We start from the raw sequence: 22,102 nt of genomic DNA, 5'->3' as shown, positions 1-22,102 counted from the left end.
CGCCCACCCCCTGTAGGAGCCGGCTTGCCGGCGATAGCGCCAGACCAGCCACCACCAACCCCAAAGCCACTCACCCAGAAACCAAATACGACCAAGCCTGCCCAAGCACAACCGCGCCAACAAAAACACTCACCGCCCCGGCAAACAAATGGCGCAGAAACAGATCCTCCGGCTGCTCAAGCCTCGCAATAAGCCACATCCAAGTCCCAACCAACGTGCCAAACCCAGCCATGATCGAATACAACATAAACGGCGCATCCGGCGACAGAATCCCGCTGGCGGCACGAGTCAATTGCTCCACCACCATCCCGACAATACAGCCACACACAAACCCCGCCAGATTAGCCAGCCACAGATTCAGCGTGCCACGACAGCGCACGATCCAAACCCACACCCCAATCCAAGCACCGTAAATAACCAGCGAATCAAACAACATTACTCACTCCACTCCTTGGTTAAAAAAATTCAGGGCCAACATCACCCTACAAACAACCCCAACCCCCTGTAGGAGCCAGCTTGCTGGCGATAGCGCCAAACCAGCCAACATCACCACCGAACGACTGCCACCATCGCAAGCAACCCGCCCCCACAGACTTCCTACCTTATCGACTGACGGCTACAACCCTTAAGCCTTCGCCCCCGCCCGCTTGGACCCCGACAAAGAATCCCGATCCCGCGTCAACACCTTCACCGCATCATCCACCAGCGCCTTACTCATCGACGTCAAATAATGCGCAGCCCAGGCGTGGCGGTCGGTGTCTTTGGCATAGGCAGCATCTTCGGTGAGCGTTTTGGCGAGGAACAGGAAGTCGGAAGCCATAGATAACGCATCGCCGAGGGGGACGTCGCGGGTGACGTGGAAGAGTGGTTGATCGCCGCAGTAAATGGCGGGGGTTAGGCCGATGGTTTTTAGTTCGGGTTGGTTGGTCATTGGCCACCTCCGATGATGGAGAGGCTGTCGGGGAGGGCGTTACGCGATTGGGAATTGCGTAGAGGGGAAAGCCAAATTTTGTACGGATTGATGCTGCGCATTATCAGACTCCTTGATATGAGGAGCTGCCACGTTCGTTTCCACACGAATGGGTGACAGCTGTGCGCAGGGTGGAAAACCGGGAATCAAGGAAACCGGCACGCCCGAAGACGTCCCACGCACAGCCGCCATAACTCACGCCGCAGGCATAAAAAAAGCGCCGGCAGACGTGATGGGGGCGCTGTTGCGCCTTGAATTACACGGGTTTCCACACCCGGTCGCTGAATTGGCAGCGACGGTGGGAGGGTATCGTGGAGACCTCGTTCCTGCAACCTTCAAAGTCACTGGTCATTAATCTGGTCAAACACCACAAATACGGGTGACAAAGGCGGCCGCCGAGGGACTGGGGGCATGTCATGAAATGCATTGAAACGAAGTGACACCATCCGTCTGCGAGTTACAAATTTACGCTTCGGGTCCATGTCGATTTACCACATAATCCGGCGCTTCTACCGGTCTTCTCATCTCGGTAACTCTGCTTCTCTACTAATCTGTAGCCGCTGCCACCAGATTTTTAATGGCCAAGGAGAAAGGCAATGCCAGACAACTGGAACCAGCATGGGTCGGATGCATCTGCAAAGGATGCTCACGAACGTTTACCAGCCCTGTCTGAATTGCCTGCGACCCTATGAGCCAAGCCGCCTTAGTCAATCCAAGCCTGCTCACCTGGTCTCGTGAGCGCGCAGGTCTCTCCACAGAGCAAGTTGCTAAAAAACTGCCGGTGAAACCTGATCGAGTACAGGAATGGGAGGCTGGCGAGGCCAAACCCACATTCCTTCAGGCTCAAAAATGGGCGAGTGTTGCTCACATCCCGTTTGGCTTCCTATTTCTTCCGCAGCCGCCCGTCGAACAACTGCCTTTACCTGATCTGCGGACCGTCGGTGGGATTGCGCCTCAACGTCCCAGCCTGGAATTGTTGGACACCGTCAGGGACTCCATACGTAAGCAGGATTGGTACCTGGAGTATCTGCAACACCAAGAGCATCAACCGCTGGCATTTGTCGGTCGCTTCAACAGCCGATCTCAAGTCACCGAGGTAGTGGACGACATCCGCCGGACCCTCGGCGTGAACCCTGACGCTGCTCGATTGGATTACGACAAGTACAGCCGTGCCTTGATTGATGCTGCAGAAGCGGCTGGCATTCTGGTTATGCGCAGTGGCATTGCTCTAGGGAACACTCATCGAAAACTTGAAGTTAGCGAGTTTCGGGGTTTTGCCATCAGCAATGCCTACGCCCCCGTTGTATTCGTCAACAGTTCCGACGCACCCACCGCCTGGCTGTTCACTTTGCTCCACGAACTGACCCATATCTGGATTGGCAGCAGCGGAGTGTCTGACGGGAACACCGCGAATGGTCGAGACGAAGAACGATTCTGCAATGCAGTTGCAGGCGAGTTTCTGGCTCCCGAAGCTCAATTCCGCGCCCTGTGGAACGCCGACGTGAACTGGGAAGACAACCTGGCTCCGCTGGCCACTCGGTTTCATATCAGTAAATTGGCGATCGGTCGCCGCGCATTGGATCTTGGCTATATAAACCAGGCGCAATACAGCGCTTACTATCGAATGATCCTCCGGGCCTTTCAGGATAAAGAAGGTGGAGCGGGTGACTACTACCGCAACGCCACCGCGAAAAACAGCCCGCGTCTAAGCAAGGCAGTGCTGACTGAAGCAATGAGTGGCCGGATGCTGCTGCGCGACGCGGGACATTTGCTAGGCGTGCAACCTGCCAAACTAAGGGCTCTCGCCAACAAGATCGTAGAATGAATTATCTTATAATATTTTTCTTCTTTAAGTTGGTGAGTTAGTTGTTTTATGAGTCTGGGCATATATATTTATTCATAAGATTTTACGGTGGTTGATTTGTAGATTTTATAATTTTTTAGGCGGTAAGTAATAGTCTAATGACACAATGTGGTATGTTTTTACTGGAAGCATAGCTTGGTTGGTTTTTGATGAGGTGTTTATGTTTTCAAGCGATTGACTCATGTCAAAACGGTGTGTGGATAGCGCAACCTCTTTTGCGTCACTCAGCTATCATTGACCTCGATTCTCAGCGGTCACTGAAGGCGGTTTCAAGCTTTATGGAAGGCAGAATGGGAAAATCACAGCGCGTAATCTCCACATTGACCCTAGCCCTTGGGCCGGCAGCTACCGGCCAGAACCTATCAGATATTTCGTTTACTCCTCAGTCCCCTTTCCGTAGAGCCCCCTCCGTTATACAATCCCATTCAGGCTGAGAAAAAAATCGACCTCATATATACACATTTAAGAAGCTCATCAAGTAATCGACAAGGTTTTAGTAGGGTTAGTATATGAAAGGAAAATTTATTGTATTTGAGGGCATTGACGGATCAGGGACGTCCACCCAGTCTGCGCTTTTGGTGAGCGCTCTCCAAAACAAACATATTAAGTGCGCCGCTACATGTGAGCCATCAGACGGACCGGTTGGTAACCTTATAAGGCAAATTTTCAAAGGGAGAGTGAAATCTCCACATGGAATAAATCCACACAAGATAGGCGGCGATTTGTTTGACGAGCAAATGGCTTATTTATTCGCTGCGGATAGGCACGACCACTTATATAACGAAGTTGACGGTGTATATGGCCTGTTAGAGAAAGGCGTAACTGTCGTGTGCACGCGGTATATATTTTCTTCCTATGCCTATCACTGTGCGTCAGACAGTGACTTTGATTTTATCCGTGGGCTGAACAAAGATTTTCCACAGCCAGACCTAATAATTTACTTGGATAATCCTACAGAAGAGTCCATAAAGAGGATGGAAAACAGGAAGTTTAAGGATACATACGAGAATGAAGAGAAGCTAAAGCAAGCGAAAAAAAACTACTCTAGAGCAATAGAAAGCTACACTGGATCTATCATTCAAGTGCCTGCTACGAAGCCAGTGCGCGAGATACATGATGAAATATTAAAGGTCGTTCTAAACATTATGAGTAGGTGAAAAAAATATTATGACTTTCATACCAAATATTCTCTACTCAAACCCAAAAGATTTCTGTGAAGAGGCAAGCATTTGGGCAGATGAAAATATCCATCTGTTGGATAGAATTAGAAAAATATCTGAAAAGCCAGAATCAAATATAAGATATGAGATTTCTACACTAGATGGTACGCAAGCCTTGAGGCTGATAATAGCCTGTTTGGGTTACACAAAGATTGAACCATCAGAACTTGGATTGCCAAGTCTCAGGGAGAGGCTCAAGTTGAATATTGAAGAGTGTGGGAGGCTGCTAGGTATTCCCAGTTCAGCGATTCGTCCTATAGCAGCAATAGAGCGAGAAATTTTAACTTTGATATCTGAAGATTGATATGAGTGTATTGTCGAATATAGAAATAGCAGAATACCTGAGCAGTGGGAAGCTAATAAAGGAGAGCGATTCTAAGTGTATTGGAGCGGCTTGTTATGAGTTGTCGGCAGGAAAAACATATTTTGATCTGACAGAGAATAACCTTCGGGTGGATCTCCGTCGGGGAGAATCTATAATAATAAAGCCTTGGCATAGGGTGGTTATTCTTACCAAGGAGGAGCTAGATATACCCAATAATATTTTGGCTCGGGTTGTAAGTAAGGGGTCGTTGTTTAGTGTTGGGCTCAGTGCTGTTTGTACGCAAGCCGATCCTGGTTTTAAAGGCCAGCTAGGAATAGTTACGCAAAATTTCAGCGATAAGTATATAAAGATTGATCAAGGAAAAGCTATCGCAAAGATAGATTTTACTCTTTTATCCAGTGATACAACTAAGCCTTATGATGGGCAGCATGGGTTTAAGAGTAATATTTGGCCTATAGATACAACTCTTCAGAAGGTACATGGGGACGTAGTTCATGATTCTCGTATTGATACAGAGCTCAATGAAGCATACAAAGTTCTGCCGAAAGATGTTTCTCAAGTGATTGTATCCTTAATGGGGAGGCAGCGTAACATCAGCATAGCGCTTTTGGCTCTTTTGATTATCAATACTTTTGTGCTGGCGTTTTCACTGAGTCCATTGAAACCTTTTGATACGGTCACTGCTATAGTAATTAATCTTGTGTCTCAGTTGATTATTGTTGGCTATGTCTTTGTCTGGAGTAAAAAATGAGCCTTAAAGAGCTTATGGAGTTATGTAGGGGGCTCGACGAAAAGCATGGGTTTTCCTTGGTATTCGAAGATCAGGCGCAGAAATATAACCAAGTTACAAAAGATCTTGTAGGGCTCTTTGGGGAGATAGGCGAGTTTTCAAATATTATAAAAAAAATAAATTTAAAAATTGAAAAAAATGATGGGTATGCTTTGGATCTTCCTGCGGCTGAAGATAACCTTAAGGAGGAAATTGCAGATTCGATGATTTATCTTATAAGAATTGCCAACGTTCTGGGAATTGATTTGCCTGTAGAGATCAATAAAAAAATAGAGAAGAATAAGATTCGATATGGAAAGCAAAGTAGCTAGGCGGGTTTTTTTTCTTGCTGTAAATACAGGGTATACAAAAGACGGAACCCCTGATAGGCGTTTTTTAGAGTTCTACTCTGAAAGAAGTGGTAGAGGGCTCCATTGCGCTATCGTGGGTAATGTGGCGATACCCAGCGGATTTGGGACTAATAGCAATACGCCACGAATTGAAATAAATCCAATTTGGGGTGAAATATCGGAGGCTATTTCAAATAGAGGCACCCTTCCAGGTATACAGCTAAGTACAACTTGGGAGGATTACATTGGGGCAAAGAGTTTTATAGCCAAAACGCCGCTTGAGCAATTGACGAACTATAAAAACATAGCATCAAAATTCGATGATGACCATGTCAGAGCACAGTTCGCATCACTCGAAACTGCTACCAAAGTCGCAGTTGATTCAGGCTTCAAACACATTCAGCTTCACGCTGCTCATGGTTACTTTTTTAATCTTATTCTTGATAATCGGTTTTCAAATAATCATGGCTTAGCGATAGAGTTAACTCAAAAGTGGCTTGAGTTGACAACCCGGGCGGAGGTTGAAACTTCTATCCGAATATCGGCTCTTACTGGAGCTGAAAATTTTGATTTTGAACAAAGCTCTTTCCTTGAGGAAATAGTAAAAATTCCCTTTGATTTTCATGACGTATCTGAAGGGTTTTACAATATTAACAAAAAATTAATATATCCATCCATACAAAAAATATTGGATGATCGTATTGGTCGAGGTGTTGGTCTTGCCGTTAAATATCCAGAAAATAATTTTATCGTGTCTGGTAAGTCGCGTATTCTGGATCTAGAAAATGTACCTGAAAATGTCCATGTCGGTATCTGTAGGGACCTTATAGCTAACGCGAATTTTCTGGATGAGCAAGAAAGAGGCTGTAAAAATAAAATGAAGTGTCACTATTATTCTCGAGGAGAAAGCTTTATGACTTGCGGTCAATGGGGGAGGGGGGCAAGCACTTTATAGTCTTAGCAACATCGGGAGAACGTTCGGGGGGCGGAATTGCAAGGAGGCTGATTATAGCAAGTGGGCGCCCACGCATGTTGTTTTGCTACACTCCCCATTGTCTCTGTATCGGTATTCCCGATATTTTTGTTAGGGGGCTGCTGTTTAAGTTTAATTTCTGGTTGAGACGCTGGTCTTGCGGCGCTTTTTTTGCATGTGCTGTTATATTCGTATTTTTCAGTGTTGCTCTTATTCTAATAAAAATAAGATCCAATATAGGGTGGGTCTGGAGTTGAAAGTTCTAATTAAGGCAGGTTGGGAGTTATTGAGTGGGGCGTGGCGGCGAGTTTCATTGAATGTCTTTCAGATAGTCCTTAAGAGCAGCAAGCGGGACGTAAAATTGCTCCATCGCCTGCGCAATGCTGAGTTCTGCTGCCAATCGATGCAGTTCGCGTCCCAGAACGGAATCAATACCGCCGATAGCATTCAGCGCCAAACCCAAGCATTCATCCACTTTTCCCTGAATCCCCTCAACATCCCCCCGCCTCACCAACAACCCAAACACCTCTCGCTCATAATCACTCATGATCGGATCATCCCGCAGAATCGGACTCGACCCCTCCGACTCATAAGCCAGCTTGAGACAGAACAGAGCAACAGTTTCCAGCAGCAGTTCCATGAGATGAATCCTTGAGAATTGTCGTACCCGCCGAAACAAGCGAGAAGGTCAAAAGCATCGCCAGCAAGCCGGTTCCCACACGTCAGTGGGGTGCCAGTCACTTTTCTACAGACGAAAAAAAAGGCCTTGCAATGCAAGACCTTTCTTAATTTTGGTGCCCCGAGGGAGACTCGAACTCCCACTCCTTTCGAAAACGGATTTTGAATCCGCCGCGTCTACCAATTCCGCCATCAGGGCTCAATGGCGGCGAAGTATAGAGATGAGATTACCGTCGGTCAATCAGGTACATAGAGAATTTTCACTATTTCGGCTAGACTTCCGGGCCCTGCTAGACGAACCCCATCATGCGCGTTGCTGACTTTACTTTCGAACTCCCTGATTCGCTGATTGCTCGCCACCCTTTGGCCGAGCGTCGCAACAGTCGCCTGTTGACCCTTGATGGGGTCAGCGGCGCCCTGGCACACCGTCAATTCACTGATTTGCTTGAGCATTTGCGCCCGGGCGATTTGATGGTGTTCAACAATACCCGGGTGATTCCGGCGCGGCTGTTTGGCCAGAAGGCTTCCGGCGGCAAGCTGGAAATCCTGGTGGAGCGGGTGCTCGACAGTCATCGCGTGCTGGCCCATGTGCGCTCCAGCAAGTCGCCGAAGCCGGGTTCGAAGATCCTGATCGATGGCGGTGGCGAGGCTGAAATGCTGGCGCGTCACGATGCGTTGTTCGAGCTGGGGTTCGCCGAAGAGGTGTTGCCGCTGCTCGACCGCGTCGGGCACATGCCGTTGCCTCCTTATATAGACCGCCCGGATGAAGGCTCGGACCGCGAGCGTTATCAGACGGTGTACGCCGAGCGCCTGGGCGCGGTGGCGGCGCCGACGGCGGGGCTGCATTTCGATCAGCCGCTGATGGAGGCGATTGCGGCCAAGGGCGTCGAGACGGCGTTCGTGACCTTGCACGTTGGCGCGGGCACGTTCCAGCCGGTGCGGGTCGAGAAGATTGAAGACCACCACATGCACAGCGAATGGCTGGAAGTCGGCCAGGACGTGGTTGATGCCGTCGCCGCTTGCCGCGCTCGCGGTGGTCGCGTGGTGGCGGTGGGGACTACCAGCGTGCGTTCGCTGGAGAGTGCCGCGCGCGATGGCGTGCTCAAGCCGTTCAGTGGCGACACGGACATCTTTATCTACCCGGGCCGGCCGTTTCATGTGGTCGATGCCCTGGTCACCAACTTCCATTTGCCCGAATCCACGCTGTTGATGCTGGTTTCGGCGTTCGCCGGTTATCCCGAAGCCATGGCCGCTTATAAAGCCGCCGTTGAGCATGAATACCGCTTTTTCAGCTACGGTGATGCGATGTTTATCACCCGTAATCCCGCACCACGTGGCCCTGAGGACAAAGAATGAGTCGCCAAAGTCGTATGTCGTTTGAGTTGCTTGCTACTGACGGCAAGGCTCGTCGCGGTCGCTTGACCTTCCCGCGCGGTACCGTCGAGACCCCGGCCTTCATGCCGGTCGGTACTTACGGCACCGTGAAGGGCATGCTGCCGCGGGACATTACCGCGACCGGCGCGGAAATCATTCTGGGCAACACGTTCCACTTGTGGCTGCGTCCTGGCACCGAAGTGATCAAGAAGCACGGCGACCTGCACGATTTCATGCAGTGGAAAGGCCCGATTCTTACAGACTCCGGCGGTTTTCAGGTGTTCAGCCTGGGCGCGATGCGCAAGATCAAGGAGGAGGGCGTGACCTTCGCTTCTCCGGTCGATGGCGCCAAGGTGTTCATGGGGCCGGAAGAGTCGATGCAGGTCCAGCGTGACCTGGGCTCGGACATCGTGATGATTTTCGACGAATGCACGCCGTACCCGGCTGATGAAGACGTCGCGCGGATTTCCATGGAGTTGTCGTTGCGTTGGGCCAAGCGTTCGAAAGAAGCCCATGGCGACAACACGGCGGCGCTGTTCGGCATCGTTCAGGGCGGCATGCACCAGGATTTGCGTATGCGTTCGCTGGAAGGCCTCGACAAGATCGGCTTTGATGGCCTGGCCATCGGCGGTTTGTCGGTGGGCGAGCCGAAGCACGAGATGATCAAGGTGCTGGATTACCTGCCGGGTCAGATGCCGGCTGACAAACCTCGTTACCTTATGGGCGTTGGCAAACCGGAAGATCTGGTTGAGGGTGTGCGCCGCGGTGTGGACATGTTCGATTGCGTGATGCCAACCCGTAATGCCCGCAATGGGCATCTGTTCATTGATACTGGCGTGCTGAAGATCCGTAACGCGTTCCATCGCCATGATGATTCGCCGCTCGATCCGACCTGCGATTGCTATACCTGCCAGAACTTCTCCCGCGCTTATCTGCATCACCTGGACAAGTGCGGCGAAATGCTGGGAAGCATGCTCAATACCATCCATAACTTGCGTCATTATCAAGTGCTTATGGCTGGTTTGCGCGAGGCTATTCAACAGGGTACATTGGCCGCCTTTGTCGATGCCTTCTACGCCAAACGCGGATTACCTGTTCCGCCTTTGGACTGAGTTTTCTGACCCCAAGATTCAACATTTGCAACTGGAGTGCTAAATGAGCTTTTTTATCTCGAATGCCATGGCTGACGCCGCTGCACCGGCCGCTGCCGGCCCAATGGGTGGCGGTTTTGAGTGGATTTTCCTGGTCGGTTTCCTGGTCATCTTCTACCTGATGATCTGGCGTCCACAGGCCAAGCGCGCCAAAGAGCAGAAGAACCTGCTGAGCAGCCTGCAAAAAGGCGACGAAGTTGTGACCACCGGCGGCATCGCCGGCAAGATCACTAAAGTGGCTGACGATTTCGTGGTTCTGGAAGTTTCCGACACCGTCGAAATGAAGTTCCAGAAAGGCGCCATTGCCGCCACGCTGCCAAAAGGCACGCTGAAAGCGATCTAAGTTTCAACTTCTACTCAATCGACGGGGCGCGCAAGGCGCCCCGCGTCATAAGCGGGCGGCGTGATGCTGAACAAATACCCTCTGTGGAAATACATTCTGATCCTGGCGGTGCTGGCGATCGGTCTGATTTATTCCGCTCCCAATCTTTATCCTGATGACCCGGCCATTCAGGTCAGCGGTGCAAGCACTGCGCTGCAGGTCAATCAGGCTGATCTGGATCGAGTGAGCGCTGCGCTCAAGGAATCCGGGATCAACGTCAAGGCGGCCACGCTGGCGACCAACGGCAAGGGCGGTCTGATTCGTCTGGTCAAGGCTGAAGACCAGTTGCCTGCCAAGGACGTCGTGCGCAAGGCATTGGGTGATGACTACGTCGTTGCTCTGAACCTGGCACAAACCACTCCACAATGGCTGCGCAGCCTGGCCGCGCACCCGATGAAGCTGGGTCTGGACTTGTCTGGTGGTGTGCACTTCCTGCTCGAAGTGGACATGGACAAAGCCCTCGACGCACGCTTGAAAGTGTACGAAGGCGATGTAAAGAGCCTGTTGCGTAAAGAGAAACTGCGCTATCGCAGCCTGCCGCAACTGGGCGGTGCCATTCAGCTGGGCTTCTCTGATGAAGCTTCCCGCGAACAGGCCCGTGCACTGATCCGCAAGAACTTCAACGATTTCGACATTGTTCCGGCCGACCTCAATGGTCAGGCGGTGCTGCGTCTGGCGATGACCCCGGCCAAGCTGGCGGAAATCCGCGAATACTCCATCAAGCAGAACTTGACCACGGTACGTAACCGCGTCAACGAGCTGGGTGTTGCCGAACCGATCGTTCAGCGTCAGGGCGCCAACCGCATCGTGGTTGAGCTGCCGGGCGTGCAAGACACCGCAGAAGCCAAGCGTATCCTCGGCAAGACGGCCAACCTTGAGTTCCGTCTGGCTGCTGAGCCTGGCGCTTCGAAAGCTACTTCCGAATCCTTCGAGTTCCGTGAGGGCAATCGTCCTCCTGCGCTGATCGAGCGTGGCCTGATCATCACCGGCGACCAGGTAACTGACGCCAAGGCTGGCTTCGGCGAGCACGGCACGCCAGAAGTGAACATCCGTCTGGATGGCCACGGTGGCGAGCTGATGAGCCGCGCAACCCGTTCGAACGTCGGTCGCAGCATGGCGGTGATCTTCATCGAGCAGCGTCCGGTCACCACTTACACCAAGCAAGTGGTCGATGGCGTCGAAAAAGACGTGGCGGTGCAGTCGTTCAAGGAAGAGAAGAAGATCATCAGCCTGGCGACCATTCAGTCGCCGCTGGGTGCTCAGTTCCGCATCACTGGCCTGAACGGCCAGGGCGAATCGTCCGAACTGGCGCTGCTGTTGCGTGCCGGTGGTCTGGCGGCGCCGATGTACTTCGCTGAAGAACGCACCATTGGCCCGAGCCTGGGTGCGGACAACATCACCAAAGGTATCGATGCATCGCTGTGGGGCATGCTGTTTGTCTCGCTGTTCATCATCGCCATCTATCGCTTCTTCGGCATCATCGCCACCGTTGCGTTGGGTGTGAACATGGTGCTGCTGCTGGCATTGATGTCGCTGCTGGGTGCAACGCTGACCCTGCCGGGTATCGCCGGTATCGTATTGACCATGGGTATGGCGGTCGACGCCAACGTACTGATCTTCTCGCGGATTCGTGAAGAGATCGCTGCGGGCATGACCGTACAGCGGGCAATCAACGAAGGTTTCGGTCGCGCATTCACGGCGATTCTCGACGCCAACCTGACCACCTTGCTGGTGGGCGGGATCCTGTTTGCCATGGGTACAGGTCCGGTCAAAGGCTTCGCAGTGACCATGTCCCTCGGGGTTTTGACTTCGATGTTCACGGCCATCATGGTCACCCGCGCGATGGTCAACTTGATCTTCGGCGGTCGTGACTTCAAGAAGTTGTGGATTTAAGGGGCTGCCATGTTACGTACAATCAACTTCATGGGCGTTCGCAACTTCGCGTTCGGCGTCACATTGTTCCTTACTGCGCTGGCCATTTTCAGTGTCTTCCACAAGGGCATGAACTGGGGGCTGGACTTCACCGGCGGTACGCTCATCGAGCTGACCTACGAGCGTCCGGCTGACGTCACCAAGGTGCGTGAGCAGCTGGTTTCGTCCGGTTATCACGAAGCCATCGTGCAGAACTTCGGCGCGACTACCGATCTGCTGGTGCGCATGCCTGGCGAAGACCCGCAGTTGGGTCACCAGGTGGCAGCGGCGTTGCAGAAGGTCGGCGGCGATAACCCGGCGACGGTCAAGCGCGTCGAGTTCGTCGGCCCGCAGGTGGGTGAAGAACTACGCGACCAGGGCGGCCTCGGCATGCTGATGGCGCTGGGCGGCATCCTGATCTACCTGGCGTTCCGCTTTCAGTGGAAATTCGCCGTCGGTGCGATCGTGTCCTTGATTCACGACGTGATCGTGACCATCGGTATCCTGTCGTTCTTCCAGATCACCTTCGACCTGACGGTGCTGGCGGCGGTACTGGCGATCATCGGTTACTCGCTCAACGACACCATCGTGGTATTTGACCGGGTTCGTGAGAACTTCCGTGTACTGCGCAAGGCCAGCCTGATCGAGAACATCAACATCTCGACCACGCAAACCCTGCTGCGGACTATCGCGACGTCGGTTTCTACCTTGTTGGCGATTGCGGCACTGCTGTTCTTCGGTGGTGACAACCTCTACGGCTTCTCCCTGGCGCTGCTGGTGGGTGTTCTGGCGGGTACTTATTCGTCGATCTACATCGCCAACGTGGTGTTGATCTGGCTGAACCTGAGTTCCGAAGACCTGATCCCGACGGTGAATACCGAGAAGGAAGTCGACGACCGTCCTTGAGGACTCTCTAGTCCAGAGCAGTTCCCCAGCGATGTAGTCCAAAAAGGCGCGAGTTGAACTCGCGCCTTTTTTTATGCTCCAAGGCTGGGAGAAGCACGGGTTTATCCCGCATGTGATGGTCAGGAGGTTCATGTGAACAAGTCGATGCTGGTTGGTGCTGTACTGGGTGCTGTCGGTGTGACTGCCGGGGGTGCTGTGGCCACCTACAGCCTGGTAAAAAATAACGGTCCCGAGTATGCGCAAGTGCTCGCCGTTGAGCCGGTCAAGACGCAAATCAAGACTCCACGTGAAGTGTGCAAGGATGTAGCGGTCACCCGGCAAGCGCCGGTGAAAGATCAACACCAGATTGCCGGTACGGTGGTGGGTGCGCTGGCAGGCGGTCTGCTGGGTAACCAGATCGGCGGCGGCACCGGCAAGAAAATTGCCACGGTTGCGGGCGCGGTCGGTGGTGGTTACGCCGGCAACAAGGTTCAGGAGGGCATGCAAGAGCGTGACACCTACACCACGACGCAAACTCGCTGTAACACGGTGAATGACATCAGCGACAAGGTTGTTGGGTACGACGTTCGTTATTCGCTGGACGGCAAGGAAGGCAAGGTGCGGATGGATCGTGATCCGGGCAACCAGATTCCGGTGGATAAGGAAGGTAAGTTGATCCTGACGCAGAATGAACAGGCGCATTGATGAGCTGATTGTCAGCCGCTGAAAAAGAAGCATCCTTCGGGGTGCTTTTTTTGTGCCAAAAATTCACGCATCCCCCTGTAGGAGCCGGCTTGCCGGCGATAGCGGTATAGCTGTCGACATAAATGTTGAATGCCAGACCGTTATCGCCGGCAAGCCGGCTCCTACAGGGATATGCGGTGTTCTTGGGGTGAATTCCAGGCATAAAAAAAGCACCCCGCAGGGTGCTTTTTTGTCGCTGGAAGCTTAGCGCTTCAGCGAGGCCGGCAGGTGCGGCTGGATCGCCGTCAGCACTGCCTTGAAGCACTTGGTGTTACCGGCAACGATGTGGCCTTTCTCAAGGAAATCGTGACCGCCGGTGAAGTCGCTCACCAAGCCGCCAGCTTCCTGGATCAGCAGGGCGCCTGCAGCCATGTCCCACTCGGACAGGCCCGACTCCCAGAACGCGTCGAAACGGCCGGCAGCCACGTAGGCCAGGTCCAGGCTCGCCGAGCCAGCGCGGCGGATGCCGGCGGTCTGGCCAACCAGGGCGCGGAACATGCCCAGGTAGTTGTCGAGGTTGTCCATCTGGTCGTCACGGAACGGGAAGCCGGTACCCAGCAGGGCGCCGTCCAGGCTGGTGCGGCCGCTGACGCGCAGGCGACGACCGTTCAGTTGAGCGCCGCGACCACGGCTGGCGGTGAATTCTTCCTGGCGAACCGGGTCCAGAACAACAGCGTGTTCCAGGCGACCGCGGTATTTGCAGGCGATGCTGACAGCGAAGTGAGGAATGCCGCGCAGGAAGTTGGTGGTGCCGTCCAGCGGATCGATGATCCACAGGTATTCTTCGCCTTCGATCCCGGTGCCGGCGTGCATGCCGGTTTCTTCACCCATGATCGAGTGGTTCGGGTAAGCCTTGCGCAGCGCGTCGATGATTTTCTGTTCAGCGGCGCGATCCACCTCGGATACGTAATCCTTGGCGTCTTTTTCGTCGACCTTGATGGTATCCAGGCGCTCGATGGAGCGGAAGATCAATTCACTGGCGCTGCGGGCGGCGCGCAGCGCGATATTCAGCATGGGCTGCATGGATGTGTCACCTAAGGTTGTTAAAGAAAGCCGGGCATTCTATCAGAAAGTTTCTACAGGAGAAGGTCAGTGTTCGCTTTCATAGCTGAACGGTGTGCCCCGCCTCAGAAATACGGTCACTTTTGACGAGTGATCAATGTTGGCAGGCAAGGCGCCGCGCCGACTCATAGCGCTATGGGGAGAAGCGGCAACGCAGCATGCCGACATTGAGCACCGTCAAAAGTGAATCGTTATTTTTGAGGCGGGGCACCCTGTTGAGCTGTAAGATTCGGCTCCCGATTATTGTGTTCGAGAACGCCTCCCGTGCTGCAAAACATTCGTGTCGTCCTGGTCAATACCAGCCACCCCGGCAATATCGGCGGGGCTGCGCGTGCCATGAAGAACATGGGCCTGTCGCGGCTGGTGCTGGTCGAACCACGGTTGTTCCCGCACCACGAAGCCGATGCCCGTGCATCTGGCGCCGGGGACATCCTTGAAAACGCGCAAGTCGTCGCCACTTTGGAAGATGCCTTGGTCGGCTGCAATCTGGTGCTCGGCACCAGCGCCCGTGACCGGCGCATTCCCTGGCCGCTGCTCGATCCCCGCGAATGCGGGACGAAAGTGGTCGAGGAAGCCGGGCAGGGTGCCGAAATCGCCTTGGTATTTGGTCGTGAAGATTCCGGCCTGACCAATGAAGAGCTGCAGCGATGTCATTATCACGTGCACATCCCATCAGACCCTGAGTTCAGTTCGCTGAACCTTGGGGCGGCGGTGCAGGTGTTGAGCTATGAAGTGCGCATGTCCTGGCTGGCGGCCCAAGGCCAGCCGAGCAAGGTCGAGAAGGAAGAAGTGGCATCGGTCAAAAGCGCTGAGCTGGCGACCATGGATGAGCTGGAGCGGTTCTATGAGCACCTGGAGCAAACCCTGGTGGCCATCGAATTCCTCGATCCTGAAAAGCCACGGCACTTGATGGCGCGCCTGCGTCGGTTGTACGGACGAAGCTCGGTCAGCCGGGCGGAAATGAATATATTGCGTGGCATCCTCACGGAAACCCAGAAAGCGGCCCGTGGTGAGCTTCTAAAGCGGAAGGATTAATGATGTTCGAGCGTTTGCGTGAAGATATCCAGAGTGTTTTCCATCGTGACCCGGCGGCGCGTAACGCTTTTGAAGTCCTGACTTGCTACCCGGGCATGCACGCCATCTGGATCCACCGGTTGTCGGCAGCCTTGTGGCGCGCCGAGCTGAAATGGCTGGCGCGGCTGGTGTCGAACTTCGGTCGCTGGTTGACCGGGATCGAGATCCATCCGGGCGCCAAGGTCGGTCGTCGGTTCTTCATTGACCATGGTATGGGCATTGTCATCGGTGAAACCGCCGAGATCGGCAACGACGTCACCCTTTATCAGGGCGTGACGCTGGGTGGCACCAGCTGGAATAAAGGCAAGCGTCACCCGACACTGGAAGACGGTGTGGTGGTGGGGGCTGGTGCCAAGGTGCTCGGCCCGTTCACTGTGGGTGCGGGGGCCAAGGTTGGCTCCAATGCCGTGGTGACCAAGGCTGTGCCTCCTGGTGCGACAGTGGTCGGCATTCCGGGGCGGATCATCGTCAAATCCGATGAAGAGCAGGACGCCAAGCGCAAGGCCATGGCCGAGAAGATCGGTTTCGATGCCTACGGTGTTGGCGAAGACATGCCGGACCCGGTGGCGCGTGCCATTAACCAATTGCTCGATCACCTGCAGGCAGTCGATGGTCGTCTGGAGGGGATGTGCGGGGCGTTGAAGGATCTGGGCAGTAATTACTGTGCGAAAGATCTGCCTGAACTGCGCGAAGAAGACTTTGCGTGTGTGAAGGACAAGGATCAGAGCCAGGCCAGCTAGACCGAGTCGACCCCTTCGCGGGCAAGCCTCGCTCCTACAAGGGTTTCGTTAATCCTGTAGGAGCGAGCGGGCGGCGATCCGACTTGCTCGCGATGAACGATGACTCGGTATTACTGGCTGTAACCGCCCAGCCTTTGTTATGATGCGGCCGCTCTTTTGCGGGTAAACCTGACTAAAGTACTAGGTCTTATAGTTGACTTAAATACTCGGGAATTGCATACTCGCCCCATTCCGAACTCCGTGGTAATTGTCCATGCGACTGACTACAAAAGGCCGATACGCCGTGACCGCCATGCTTGATCTGGCGTTGCATGCGCAGCACGGGCCCGTGTCCCTGGCCGATATCTCCGAGCGCCAAGGCATCTCCCTGTCCTACCTCGAACAGCTTTTCGCCAAATTGCGCCGCAGCAATCTGGTGTCCAGCGTCCGTGGTCCGGGCGGCGGTTACCAGCTGTCCCGCGACATGCAGGGCATCCAGGTCGCCCAGGTGATCGATGCGGTAAACGAATCGGTCGATGCCACCAAGTGCCAGGGGCAGGGCGATTGCCATCAAGGCGACACCTGCCTGACCCACCACCTGTGGTGCGACCTGAGCCTGCAGATCCACGAATTTCTGAGCGGTATCAGCTTGGCTGATCTTGTTACTCGCCGTGAGGTACAAGAAGTAGCCCAGCGTCAGGACCAGCGTCGTTGCAACAGCAAGACGCCACGCCTGGACAAGATTGAAGCGTCCGCCGTCGAATGACAGCCAAAGAGCTAGCGGCACGCCAGCCAGCCTGATTTAGGAGATAGTCCATGAAATTGCCGATTTACCTTGATTACTCTGCGACCACCCCGGTTGATCCGCGTGTTGCGCAAAAGATGAGTGAATGCCTGCTGGTCGACGGAAACTTCGGTAACCCGGCGTCCCGTTCCCACGTGTTCGGCTGGAAAGCTGAAGAGTCCGTCGAAAACGCCCGTCGTCAGGTCGCAGACCTGGTCAACGCCGATCCGCGTGAAATCGTCTGGACCTCCGGTGCCACCGAGTCCGACAACCTGGCAATCAAGGGTGCGGCGCATTTCTATGCGACCAAGGGCAAACACCTGATCACCACCAAGATTGAGCACAAGGCTGTCCTCGACACCATGCGCCAACTGGAGCGTGAAGGCTTCGAAGTAACCTACATCGAGCCTCGCACTGACGGTCTGGTTACGCCAGAAATGATCGAAGCTGAACTGCGTGATGACACCATTCTGGTTTCGGTCATGCACGTGAACAACGAAATCGGCACCATCAACGACATCGCAGCCATCGGCGAACTGACCCGCTCCAAAGGGATCCTGTTCCACGTCGACGCTGCTCAGTCCACCGGCAAGGTCGAGATCGACCTGCAGAAGCTGAAAGTCGACATGATGTCGTTCTCCGCCCACAAAACCTACGGCCCTAAAGGCATCGGCGCGCTGTACGTCAGCCGCAAGCCGCGTGTGCGCATCGAAGCGACCATGCACGGCGGCGGTCACGAGCGCGGCATGCGTTCCGGCACCCTGGCGACCCACCAGATCGTCGGCATGGGTGAAGCCTTCCGCGTAGCCAAGGAAGACATGGCTGCCGAGAACGTGCGTATCAAAGCCTTGAGCGACCGTTTCTTCAAGCAGGTCGAAGACCTGGAAGAGCTGTACGTCAACGGCAGCATGACCGCCCGCGTTCCGCACAACCTGAACCTGAGCTTCAACTACGTTGAAGGCGAGTCGCTGATCATGGCGCTCAAGGATCTGGCGGTTTCGTCCGGTTCGGCTTGCACCTCGGCTTCGCTGGAGCCTTCGTACGTACTGCGCGCCTTGGGCCGCAACGACGAACTGGCACACAGCTCGATCCGCTTCACCTTCGGTCGTTTCACCACCGAAGAAGAAATCGACTACGCCGCGCAGAAAGTCTGCGAGGCCGTTACCAAGCTGCGCGCTTTGTCGCCGCTGTGGGACATGTACAAAGACGGTGTCGACATTTCGAAAATCGAGTGGGCGGCACACTGATTTCAAGTCGCCGCAAACCAGGCCCTGTAAACTTAAGGTAGGCAGGGCTTCAAGAGCGACTCTCTGATGAGTGAGGATTAAGAATCATGGCTTACAGCGAAAAGGTCATCGACCACTACGAAAACCCGCGTAACGTCGGCAAGATGGACGCGGAAGACCCGGATGTCGGCACCGGCATGGTCGGCGCTCCGGCGTGCGGCGACGTGATGCGCCTGCAGATCAAGGTCAACGAGCAAGGCATCATCGAAGACGCCAAGTTCAAGACCTACGGTTGCGGTTCGGCTATCGCCTCCAGCTCCCTGGCGACCGAGTGGATGAAAGGCAAGACTCTGGATGAAGCAGAGACCATCAAAAACACTCAACTGGCCGAAGAACTGGCTCTGCCGCCGGTGAAAATTCACTGCTCCGTACTCGCTGAAGACGCTATCAAAGCGGCCGTTCGCGACTACAAGCAGAAGAAAGGCTTGATCTGATTTTCAAGATTTTGCGACGAGTAAGGAGTCACCGATGGCTATCAGCATGACAGAAGCGGCTGCTCGACACGTGCGACGCTCCCTCGACGGGCGCGGCAAAGGTGAAGGGATTCGTCTGGGTGTTCGCACCACGGGCTGTTCCGGCCTTGCCTACGTGCTGGAGTTTGTCGACGAGGTGGTTGCCGAGGATCAGGTGTTCGAAAGTCACGGCGAGAAAGTGATTATCGACCCGAAAAGCCTGGCCTACCTGGACGGCACCGAGCTCGATTTCGTCAAGGAAGGGTTGAACGAAGGCTTCAAGTTCAACAACCCCAACGTACGCGGTGAATGTGGCTGCGGCGAAAGCTTCAACATCTGAGGCTTCTTGTGGGTACTCCTTGTCATTTCGCTTTATTCGAGCTGCAACCGAGTTTCAATCTGGACCTCGACCAGCTGGCTACGCGCTACCGTGAGTTGGCGCGCAGTGTTCATCCGGACCGTTTTGCGGACGCTTCCGAGCGCGAGCAACGACTGGCGCTAGAGCAATCCGCGAGCCTCAACGAGGCCTACCAGACGCTCAAAAGTCCCCCGAAGCGCGCGCGATACCTGCTCGCCCTGAATGGTGGCGAGCTGCCGCTGGAGGTCACGGTGCACGATCCGGAGTTTCTTCTGCAACAGATGGAGTTGCGCGAAGAGCTCGAAGACCTGCAGGACAGCGCCGACCTGAATGGCGTTGCCGTCTTCAAGCGTCGTTTGAAAGTTGCTCAGGAAAAACTGAACGACAGTTTCGCAGCCTGTTGGAATGATGCAGCGCAACGTGAACAGGCCGAACGCCTGATGCGGCGCATGCAGTTCCTCGACAAGCTCACCTACGAAGTGCGCCAGTTAGAAGAGCGCCTCGACGATTAACCCAGTGCCGCTCCGGTCGCACGCCTGATATACAGATAAGTCCTGATCACGATGGCCCTACTGCAGATCGCCGAACCCGGCCAAAGTCCTCAACCGCACCAGCGTCGTCTGGCTGTGGGGATCGACTTGGGCACTACCAATTCGCTGGTCGCTGCATTACGCAGTGGTCTTTCCGAGCCTCTGGCCGACGCTGACGGGCGGGTCATCCTGCCGTCCGCCGTGCGTTACCACGCCGATCGCGTCGAAGTGGGCGAGTCGGCCAAGCTGGCTGCCGCTACCGATCCGTTGAACACCGTGCTGTCGGTCAAGCGCTTGATGGGTCGTGGTCTGTCCGACGTCAAGCAATTGGGCGAGCAACTGCCGTACCGCTTTGTCGGTGGCGAGTCGCACATGCCGTTCATCGAAACCATTCAAGGGCCGAAAAGCCCGGTCGAAGTCTCCGCCGATATCCTCAAGGTGTTGCGTCAGCGCGCTGAAGCGACATTGGGTGGCGAACTGGTGGGGGCGGTGATCACCGTTCCGGCCTATTTCGACGATGCTCAGCGTCAAGCCACGAAGGACGCGGCCAAACTGGCCGGCCTCAACGTGCTGCGTTTGCTCAATGAGCCGACCGCCGCTGCCGTGGCTTACGGTCTGGATCAACATGCTGAAGGCCTGGTCGCGATTTATGACCTGGGCGGCGGCACCTTCGATATTTCGATTCTGCGCCTGACCGGCGGTGTGTTCGAAGTGCTGGCCACCGGCGGCGACAGCGCCCTGGGCGGCGATGACTTCGACCATGCGATTGCCGGCTGGATCATCGAGAGCGCCGGTTTGTCCGCTGATCTCGATCCGGGTGCGCAACGTAACCTGCTGCAAACTGCCTGCGCGGCCAAGGAAGCGCTGACCAATGTCGCGGCCGTTGAAGTCGCTTATGGCGACTGGAAAGCCGAGCTGACTCGCGAAGCTTTCAATGCGCTGATCGAGCCGATGGTTGCTCGCAGCCTGAAAGCCTGCCGTCGCGCGGTGCGTGATTCCGGCGTCGAGCTGGAAGACGTGCACGCGGTGGTCATGGTTGGCGGTTCGACGCGTGTGCCTCGCGTTCGCGAAGCCGTCGCCGAAGCCTTCGGTCGCCAGCCGCTGACTGAAATCGACCCGGATCAAGTGGTGGCCATCGGTGCCGCGATCCAGGCCGATACGCTGGCCGGCAACAAGCGCGATGGCGGCGAACTGCTGTTGCTCGACGTGATTCCGTTGTCCCTGGGGCTGGAAACCATGGGCGGCCTGATGGAGAAGGTGATTCCGCGCAACACCACCATTCCTGTCGCTCGTGCCCAGGATTTCACCACGTACAAAGATGGCCAGTCGGCCATGGCGATCCACGTGTTGCAGGGTGAGCGCGAGCTGATCAGCGACTGCCGTTCCCTGGCACGCTTCGAGTTGCGCGGCATTCCGGCGATGGTCGCGGGTGCAGCGAAGATCCGCGTGACCTTCCAGGTCGACGCCGACGGTCTGCTCAGTGTCTCGGCCCGTGAGTTGGGTTCGGGTGTTGAAGCAAGCATTCAGGTCAAGCCGTCCTACGGCCTGACCGACGGCGAAATCGCCAAGATGCTCAAGGATTCGTTCCAGCACGCCAACGACGACAAGGTCGCCCGTGTGCTGCGTGAGCAGCAGGTCGATGCCCAGCGCCTGATCGAAGCGGTGCAAGCCGCTCTCGAAGCCGACGGCGAGCGTTTGCTCGACGCCGAAGAGCGCATGGTCATCGAATTGCAGATGCAGGAACTGACCGAACTGATGAAAGGTGCCGATGGTTACGCCATTGAGCAGCAGACCAAGCGTCTGTCGCAAGTCACCGACGCCTTTGCTGCCCGCCGCCTGGACTCGACGGTGAAAGCCGCGCTGGCGGGGCGCAATCTGAATGAAATCGAGGATAACTGATGCCGCAGGTCATTTTTCTGCCACACGAGAAGTTTTGCCCGGAAGGCATGGTGGTCGAGGCTGAGCCCGGTACATCGATTCTCGAACTGGCCCATGAGCACCACATCGAGATGGAAAGTGCCTGTGGCGGCGTTTGCGCCTGTACCACTTGTCACTGCATCGTTCGAGAAGGGTTTGATTCGCTGGAAGAAGCGGATGAACTGGAAGAAGATTTCCTCGATCGTGCCTGGGGTCTGGAAGCTCAATCGCGTCTGGCCTGCCAGGCGATCGTCGGGACTGAAGACCTGACCATCGAGATTCCGAAGTATTCGCTCAACCACGCCGCCGAAGCGCCGCACTGAT

The 22,102-nt window shown here is 55.0% G+C and carries 25 protein-coding genes and 1 tRNA gene; 21 read left to right on the top strand and 5 right to left on the bottom strand.

The genetic code is table 11. The features are described 5' to 3' along the window. Positions 1-70: 70 nt before the first annotated feature. Both KGA97_RS16400 and KGA97_RS16395 read right to left on the bottom strand, forming a co-directional pair. On the bottom strand, positions 71-436 hold the full coding sequence (locus KGA97_RS16400; RefSeq protein ID WP_192227813.1) for a hypothetical protein: 366 nt from the start codon (positions 434-436) through the stop codon (positions 71-73). A gap of 189 nt (positions 437-625) precedes the next feature. After that, entirely contained in the window at positions 626-931 is a 306-nt protein-coding gene (locus KGA97_RS16395) for a DUF3077 domain-containing protein (RefSeq protein WP_008036612.1), read from the bottom strand. Positions 932-1,658: 727 nt separating this feature from the next. Here KGA97_RS16395 and KGA97_RS16390 point away from each other — a divergent pair. The 6 genes from KGA97_RS16390 (at position 1,659) to KGA97_RS16365 (ending at position 6,453) form a co-directional block, all read left to right on the top strand. Further along, positions 1,659-2,795 (top strand): ImmA/IrrE family metallo-endopeptidase, encoded by a 1,137-nt coding sequence (locus tag KGA97_RS16390; protein WP_223481098.1) that lies wholly within the window; start codon positions 1,659-1,661, stop codon positions 2,793-2,795. Positions 2,796-3,343: 548 nt separating this feature from the next. Next, positions 3,344-3,991 carry a dTMP kinase gene (gene tmk / locus KGA97_RS16385; RefSeq protein ID WP_223481097.1) on the top strand — a complete coding sequence of 216 codons (648 nt, stop codon included), beginning with the start codon at positions 3,344-3,346 and terminating at the stop codon, positions 3,989-3,991. A gap of 10 nt (positions 3,992-4,001) precedes the next feature. Further along, a complete protein-coding gene (locus KGA97_RS16380) occupies positions 4,002-4,358 on the top strand; it encodes a hypothetical protein (RefSeq protein WP_223481096.1) in 357 nt (118 codons plus the stop codon). A gap of 1 nt (position 4,359) precedes the next feature. Next, on the top strand, positions 4,360-5,130 hold the full coding sequence (locus KGA97_RS16375) for a dCTP deaminase domain-containing protein (RefSeq protein ID WP_223481095.1): 771 nt from the start codon (positions 4,360-4,362) through the stop codon (positions 5,128-5,130). Then, positions 5,127-5,480 (top strand): MazG nucleotide pyrophosphohydrolase domain-containing protein, encoded by a 354-nt coding sequence (locus KGA97_RS16370; protein ID WP_223481094.1) that lies wholly within the window; start codon positions 5,127-5,129, stop codon positions 5,478-5,480. The genes KGA97_RS16375 and KGA97_RS16370 overlap by 4 nt, the downstream gene beginning before the upstream one ends. Then, positions 5,461-6,453: a hypothetical protein gene (locus KGA97_RS16365; protein WP_223481093.1), complete on the top strand. Its 993-nt coding sequence runs from the start codon at positions 5,461-5,463 to the stop codon at positions 6,451-6,453. The genes KGA97_RS16370 and KGA97_RS16365 overlap by 20 nt, the downstream gene beginning before the upstream one ends. Positions 6,454-6,781: 328 nt before the next feature. Here KGA97_RS16365 and KGA97_RS16360 read toward each other — a convergent pair whose 3' ends face one another. Continuing rightward, on the bottom strand, positions 6,782-7,111 hold the full coding sequence (locus KGA97_RS16360) for a hypothetical protein (RefSeq protein ID WP_223481092.1): 330 nt from the start codon (positions 7,109-7,111) through the stop codon (positions 6,782-6,784). Between the two features lie 152 nt (positions 7,112-7,263). After that, positions 7,264-7,348 (bottom strand) — tRNA-Leu (locus KGA97_RS16355). A 107-nt stretch (positions 7,349-7,455) separates the two neighbouring features. On the opposite strand from KGA97_RS16355, the gene queA reads away from it, so the two are divergent. The 6 genes from queA (at position 7,456) to KGA97_RS16325 (ending at position 13,557) form a co-directional block, all read left to right on the top strand. After that, positions 7,456-8,505: a tRNA preQ1(34) S-adenosylmethionine ribosyltransferase-isomerase QueA gene (gene queA / locus KGA97_RS16350; RefSeq protein WP_008025479.1), complete on the top strand. Its 1,050-nt coding sequence runs from the start codon at positions 7,456-7,458 to the stop codon at positions 8,503-8,505. A gap of 14 nt (positions 8,506-8,519) precedes the next feature. After that, positions 8,520-9,635 carry a tRNA guanosine(34) transglycosylase Tgt gene (gene tgt, locus KGA97_RS16345; RefSeq protein WP_162130724.1) on the top strand — a complete coding sequence of 372 codons (1,116 nt, stop codon included), beginning with the start codon at positions 8,520-8,522 and terminating at the stop codon, positions 9,633-9,635. Between the two features lie 43 nt (positions 9,636-9,678). Continuing rightward, positions 9,679-10,017 carry a preprotein translocase subunit YajC gene (gene yajC, locus KGA97_RS16340; RefSeq protein WP_007916913.1) on the top strand — a complete coding sequence of 113 codons (339 nt, stop codon included), beginning with the start codon at positions 9,679-9,681 and terminating at the stop codon, positions 10,015-10,017. A gap of 63 nt (positions 10,018-10,080) precedes the next feature. After that, entirely contained in the window at positions 10,081-11,949 is a 1,869-nt protein-coding gene (secD, locus tag KGA97_RS16335; protein WP_008025484.1) for a protein translocase subunit SecD, read from the top strand. Between the two features lie 9 nt (positions 11,950-11,958). Continuing rightward, positions 11,959-12,873 (top strand): protein translocase subunit SecF, encoded by a 915-nt coding sequence (secF, locus tag KGA97_RS16330; RefSeq protein WP_008025485.1) that lies wholly within the window; start codon positions 11,959-11,961, stop codon positions 12,871-12,873. Positions 12,874-13,005: 132 nt separating this feature from the next. Further along, positions 13,006-13,557 (top strand): glycine zipper 2TM domain-containing protein, encoded by a 552-nt coding sequence (locus KGA97_RS16325; RefSeq protein ID WP_008025488.1) that lies wholly within the window; start codon positions 13,006-13,008, stop codon positions 13,555-13,557. Between the two features lie 243 nt (positions 13,558-13,800). On the opposite strand, the gene suhB is transcribed toward KGA97_RS16325, so the two are convergent. Then, positions 13,801-14,619, bottom strand: coding sequence for an inositol-phosphate phosphatase (gene suhB, locus KGA97_RS16320; RefSeq protein WP_008014726.1), 819 nt, complete (start codon positions 14,617-14,619; stop codon positions 13,801-13,803). A 303-nt stretch (positions 14,620-14,922) separates the two neighbouring features. Between suhB and trmJ the strand changes: the two genes are divergently transcribed. The 9 genes from trmJ to fdx all read left to right on the top strand — a co-directional run bounded on the left by trmJ (position 14,923) and on the right by fdx (position 22,101). After that, complete coding sequence (gene trmJ, locus KGA97_RS16315; RefSeq protein ID WP_008025492.1) at positions 14,923-15,693, top strand: tRNA (cytosine(32)/uridine(32)-2'-O)-methyltransferase TrmJ; 771 nt, start codon at positions 14,923-14,925, stop codon at positions 15,691-15,693. 2 nt (positions 15,694-15,695) lie between these two features. Then, entirely contained in the window at positions 15,696-16,472 is a 777-nt protein-coding gene (cysE, locus tag KGA97_RS16310; protein WP_008025494.1) for a serine O-acetyltransferase, read from the top strand. A 253-nt stretch (positions 16,473-16,725) separates the two neighbouring features. Further along, positions 16,726-17,217, top strand: a complete 492-nt coding sequence (gene iscR, locus KGA97_RS16305; RefSeq protein WP_008042436.1) for a Fe-S cluster assembly transcriptional regulator IscR — start codon at positions 16,726-16,728, stop codon at positions 17,215-17,217. A 50-nt stretch (positions 17,218-17,267) separates the two neighbouring features. Continuing rightward, a complete protein-coding gene (locus KGA97_RS16300) occupies positions 17,268-18,482 on the top strand; it encodes an IscS subfamily cysteine desulfurase (RefSeq protein WP_008025496.1) in 1,215 nt (404 codons plus the stop codon). Between the two features lie 86 nt (positions 18,483-18,568). Further along, entirely contained in the window at positions 18,569-18,955 is a 387-nt protein-coding gene (iscU, locus tag KGA97_RS16295; protein ID WP_003443374.1) for a Fe-S cluster assembly scaffold IscU, read from the top strand. A gap of 34 nt (positions 18,956-18,989) precedes the next feature. Next, a complete protein-coding gene (iscA, locus tag KGA97_RS16290) occupies positions 18,990-19,313 on the top strand; it encodes an iron-sulfur cluster assembly protein IscA (RefSeq protein WP_003227904.1) in 324 nt (107 codons plus the stop codon). An 8-nt stretch (positions 19,314-19,321) separates the two neighbouring features. Then, positions 19,322-19,843 (top strand): co-chaperone HscB, encoded by a 522-nt coding sequence (gene hscB / locus KGA97_RS16285; RefSeq protein WP_008025499.1) that lies wholly within the window; start codon positions 19,322-19,324, stop codon positions 19,841-19,843. Positions 19,844-19,894: 51 nt separating this feature from the next. Further along, on the top strand, positions 19,895-21,760 hold the full coding sequence (gene hscA, locus KGA97_RS16280) for a Fe-S protein assembly chaperone HscA (RefSeq protein ID WP_223481091.1): 1,866 nt from the start codon (positions 19,895-19,897) through the stop codon (positions 21,758-21,760). After that, positions 21,760-22,101 carry an ISC system 2Fe-2S type ferredoxin gene (gene fdx, locus KGA97_RS16275; protein ID WP_008025503.1) on the top strand — a complete coding sequence of 114 codons (342 nt, stop codon included), beginning with the start codon at positions 21,760-21,762 and terminating at the stop codon, positions 22,099-22,101. The genes hscA and fdx overlap by 1 nt, the downstream gene beginning before the upstream one ends. Position 22,102: the final 1 nt, after the last annotated feature.

This window comes from Pseudomonas sp. BF-B-15, assembly GCF_019946675.1.
GTDB classification, from domain to species: Bacteria; Pseudomonadota; Gammaproteobacteria; order Pseudomonadales; family Pseudomonadaceae; genus Aquipseudomonas; species Aquipseudomonas migulae.
The sequence above is the reverse complement of the archived record's forward strand: the minus strand, read 5'-3'. Positions and strand labels throughout refer to the sequence as shown.

Coding starts and splice junctions, on each gene's coding strand:
- queA (WP_008025479.1), top strand. CDS start 7,456: ATGCGCGTTGCTGACTTTACTTTCGAACTCCCTGATTCGCTGATTGCT.
- KGA97_RS16365 (WP_223481093.1), top strand. CDS start 5,461: ATGGAAAGCAAAGTAGCTAGGCGGGTTTTTTTTCTTGCTGTAAATACA.
- KGA97_RS16300 (WP_008025496.1), top strand. CDS start 17,268: ATGAAATTGCCGATTTACCTTGATTACTCTGCGACCACCCCGGTTGAT.
- KGA97_RS16400 (WP_192227813.1), bottom strand. CDS start 436: ATGTTGTTTGATTCGCTGGTTATTTACGGTGCTTGGATTGGGGTGTGG.
- suhB (WP_008014726.1), bottom strand. CDS start 14,619: ATGCAGCCCATGCTGAATATCGCGCTGCGCGCCGCCCGCAGCGCCAGT.
- fdx (WP_008025503.1), top strand. CDS start 21,760: ATGCCGCAGGTCATTTTTCTGCCACACGAGAAGTTTTGCCCGGAAGGC.
- tgt (WP_162130724.1), top strand. CDS start 8,520: ATGTCGTTTGAGTTGCTTGCTACTGACGGCAAGGCTCGTCGCGGTCGC.
- iscA (WP_003227904.1), top strand. CDS start 18,990: ATGGCTATCAGCATGACAGAAGCGGCTGCTCGACACGTGCGACGCTCC.
- tmk (WP_223481097.1), top strand. CDS start 3,344: ATGAAAGGAAAATTTATTGTATTTGAGGGCATTGACGGATCAGGGACG.
- secF (WP_008025485.1), top strand. CDS start 11,959: ATGTTACGTACAATCAACTTCATGGGCGTTCGCAACTTCGCGTTCGGC.
- KGA97_RS16390 (WP_223481098.1), top strand. CDS start 1,659: ATGAGCCAAGCCGCCTTAGTCAATCCAAGCCTGCTCACCTGGTCTCGT.
- hscA (WP_223481091.1), top strand. CDS start 19,895: ATGGCCCTACTGCAGATCGCCGAACCCGGCCAAAGTCCTCAACCGCAC.
- KGA97_RS16360 (WP_223481092.1), bottom strand. CDS start 7,111: ATGGAACTGCTGCTGGAAACTGTTGCTCTGTTCTGTCTCAAGCTGGCT.
- yajC (WP_007916913.1), top strand. CDS start 9,679: ATGAGCTTTTTTATCTCGAATGCCATGGCTGACGCCGCTGCACCGGCC.
- cysE (WP_008025494.1), top strand. CDS start 15,696: ATGTTCGAGCGTTTGCGTGAAGATATCCAGAGTGTTTTCCATCGTGAC.
- iscU (WP_003443374.1), top strand. CDS start 18,569: ATGGCTTACAGCGAAAAGGTCATCGACCACTACGAAAACCCGCGTAAC.
- KGA97_RS16370 (WP_223481094.1), top strand. CDS start 5,127: ATGAGCCTTAAAGAGCTTATGGAGTTATGTAGGGGGCTCGACGAAAAG.
- KGA97_RS16380 (WP_223481096.1), top strand. CDS start 4,002: ATGACTTTCATACCAAATATTCTCTACTCAAACCCAAAAGATTTCTGT.
- KGA97_RS16395 (WP_008036612.1), bottom strand. CDS start 931: ATGACCAACCAACCCGAACTAAAAACCATCGGCCTAACCCCCGCCATT.
- iscR (WP_008042436.1), top strand. CDS start 16,726: ATGCGACTGACTACAAAAGGCCGATACGCCGTGACCGCCATGCTTGAT.
- secD (WP_008025484.1), top strand. CDS start 10,081: ATGCTGAACAAATACCCTCTGTGGAAATACATTCTGATCCTGGCGGTG.
- KGA97_RS16375 (WP_223481095.1), top strand. CDS start 4,360: ATGAGTGTATTGTCGAATATAGAAATAGCAGAATACCTGAGCAGTGGG.